Source organism: Aquiflexum sp. (genome assembly GCF_041751335.1).
Lineage (GTDB): Bacteria > Bacteroidota > Bacteroidia > Cytophagales > Cyclobacteriaceae > Aquiflexum.
In genome coordinates this window covers 1-2,400 of record NZ_JBGSXS010000350.1, presented here as the reverse complement: position 1 = coordinate 2,400, position 2,400 = coordinate 1, and the positions used below count along the sequence as shown (strand labels likewise).

At 38.5% G+C, this 2,400-nt stretch carries 4 protein-coding genes; 2 read left to right on the top strand and 2 right to left on the bottom strand.

The window, feature by feature from the left end; all coding sequences use genetic code 11:
- Nucleotides 1-85 precede the first annotated feature (85 nt).
- Nucleotides 86-271 (bottom strand): hypothetical protein, encoded by a 186-nt coding sequence (locus ACEW8U_RS19320; RefSeq protein ID WP_373523700.1) that lies wholly within the window; start codon nt 269-271, stop codon nt 86-88.
- 404 nt (nt 272-675) lie between these two features.
- Between ACEW8U_RS19320 and ACEW8U_RS19315 the strand changes: the two genes are divergently transcribed.
- Together ACEW8U_RS19315 and ACEW8U_RS19310 are read left to right on the top strand one after the other, a co-directional pair.
- A complete protein-coding gene (locus ACEW8U_RS19315) occupies nt 676-915 on the top strand; it encodes a hypothetical protein (RefSeq protein ID WP_373523699.1) in 240 nt (79 codons plus the stop codon).
- Entirely contained in the window at nt 894-1,286 is a 393-nt protein-coding gene (locus ACEW8U_RS19310) for a type II toxin-antitoxin system VapC family toxin (RefSeq protein WP_373523698.1), read from the top strand. Before ACEW8U_RS19315 ends, ACEW8U_RS19310 begins: the two co-directional genes overlap by 22 nt.
- Nucleotides 1,287-1,313: 27 nt before the next feature.
- Here ACEW8U_RS19310 and ACEW8U_RS19305 read toward each other — a convergent pair.
- The coding region (locus ACEW8U_RS19305) for an ABC transporter permease (protein ID WP_373523697.1) at nt 1,314-2,400 on the bottom strand (1,087 nt) is incomplete at its 5' end.

The window sequence follows — 2,400 nt, the reverse complement described above, 5'->3', positions numbered from 1 at the left end:
ATCTTTGTCTAGTAATTTCATAAATCCATCTATGGACAGAACAGATAATTTCGGGAATGGAATGGATGCTAAGATTGATACTGGATTATCCCACTTTACGAAAATGTTCCTTTTTCCATTTATCAAAAACTGCCTGGGTATAATTCTTATCTTCATAAGCTTTGTCAGCTTCCCTTACAACTTTTTCAGAAAGATAGGTGACGAGCAGTGATTTAATTTCCTGCAAATCTTCCTCTGATTGTTCATGGCTAAACAGCTTCAGGATTTCCAATTAGGTCTCATTAAGAGGATTTGACATAACAACTCATTTTTGTTTTTCAAAATATTCTAAACTCAAATTTATAAAAAATGGCAGATAAAGAAACCCATATACAATAGACCTCTAATCTCATAATTAAGATAGGTTTATTCATCCATCTTCCATATTACCACATCCTTCTTCCTTGTCACTTTTTCCCCCCTTCCTTCATCCATTGTTTCCTTCATCCTTTTATTTAACCCCCTCATCTTTCATATAAGGAGATTGCCGAGTCGCACGAAGGACTGTTCAAAACATCAAAGTTACCCAAGTGCTCCTCGCAATTACGCACCACTTTGTTCCTTCATCCTTTTTTTCCTCCTTTTTTCAATGGTGAAATCCTGACTACTTTCCATCATTTTTTTTATATTTGAGTAATGGAAACAATAACGATTAAAGTAAAAAGTGGAGAAGATGCACAATTTCTAATTGATATGGTGAGAAAGCTTGATTTTGTTACATCTATAGAAACGATTGGTACCACAATTACACCTAAACTTCCAAAGGGGAAATTTTCATCTGAAACAGAATTTTTATCTATGTGCGGCCTATGGAAAGGTAGGGATATTTCTGCTGAAAAAATAAGAGAAAAGGCATGGCGGGAAATCAAGCTGTAATTTGTGATACTAATATTATCATTGAACTTTTTAAAGATAATCAAAAAGTCAAAGAGACTTGCTTGGAAATTGGAATAAACAATCTGTACGTTAGCCCGATAACAATTGGGGAATTTTATTACGGGGCATTGAATAAGAGGGAAATTCCTTTGCTCAACAAACACCTTGAAAGATTTGGAATTCTTCCATTAAATGAAAATATCTCTTCAATTTTCGTTGACTTGATGCGCAAGTTCTGCCTTAGCCACAAACCTTTTATAGGTGATATGTTGATTGCGGCCACAGCATTGCATTATGAAATTGAAATCTACACTTTCAATACGAAAGACTTCCATTTTATACCAAATCTGAAATTAGTTACTACCGTTTAATTAAAGGATCTGTTTTAGAGGTATATATTACTGGCTTTTTAAGCTCTCCACCGGATTTGCCAACGCTGCCTTTACCGATTGAAAACTAACCGTCAGCCAAGCTATTGCCAGTACCGAGATACCTGAGATCAGGATGATCCAAAGGTTGACATTGATCCTGAACGCAAAATTCTGTAGCCACCATTTTTCCATCACGAACCAGGCTACCGGAACAGCCAAGGCAAATGCGATCAAAATCATTTTGGTAAAGTCTTTGGAAAGCATCACCACCACGCTGTTGACAGAAGCACCCAATACTTTTCTCACACCTATCTCTTTGGTACGGAGGCTAGTGACGTATGCGGATAAAGCAAACAATCCTATACAAGAAACGAAAATCGCCAATATAGAAAATATAGAGAAAATCCTTCCCGTCTGTAATTCCTGAAGGTATTGGTTGTCGAGGCTCTCATCTAAGAATGAAAACTTAAAGGATTGCTCCGGAGCTATTTCCTTCCATTTGGCTTCGATGGACGCTATGGCAGATTGGGTTTGGTTGCCTTTGATCCTTGCAAAAACATACTGACCACCTATGTCCCCAAATCTTTCTGTGTTCTGAAGCACCAAGGGGGTAATTTCATCCCGGAGTGAAATAAAATTGAAATCCTTTACAATCCCGATAATGGTATGCTCGACTGTGATATTGCCATCAGGTGTGTTCTGGGTTTCCAACAGTTTGGAACCTATAGGGTCTGTGATGCCCATGACTTTGACGGCAGTCTCATTGAGCAAAACATACAGGGAATCATTTGTTGCTTCCGAAAAGCCCTTGCCTTCCACTATTTCAAAACCCAAAGTTTCGGAAACGCCATCAGCGACAACCATGGATTTGGTGGTCAGGATTTCGGAGGAACCTTCAGGCTGAAACTGTAATCCAAAGAAGGTGGCTTCCTGCCCGGGAGATGCAAATGCTATGGCAGCATTCTCTACTTCAGGCATTTTTCTGAGTTCTTCCACAAAGGTTTTTAGATTTTGCGGCCCAAAGCTAAATCCCCTTTCTACAACCAAAACATGTTCCTTATCAAATCCCAAAGATACATTCTGCATGTATTTCATCTGGTCCCGGATCACCAAT

What these genes read in the sequence shown, in the direction of transcription:
- ACEW8U_RS19315 (WP_373523699.1), top strand. Translation starts at nt 676, where the DNA reads ATGGAAACAATAACGATTAAAGTAAAAAGTGGAGAAGATGCACAATTT.
- ACEW8U_RS19310 (WP_373523698.1), top strand. Translation starts at nt 894, where the DNA reads ATGGCGGGAAATCAAGCTGTAATTTGTGATACTAATATTATCATTGAA.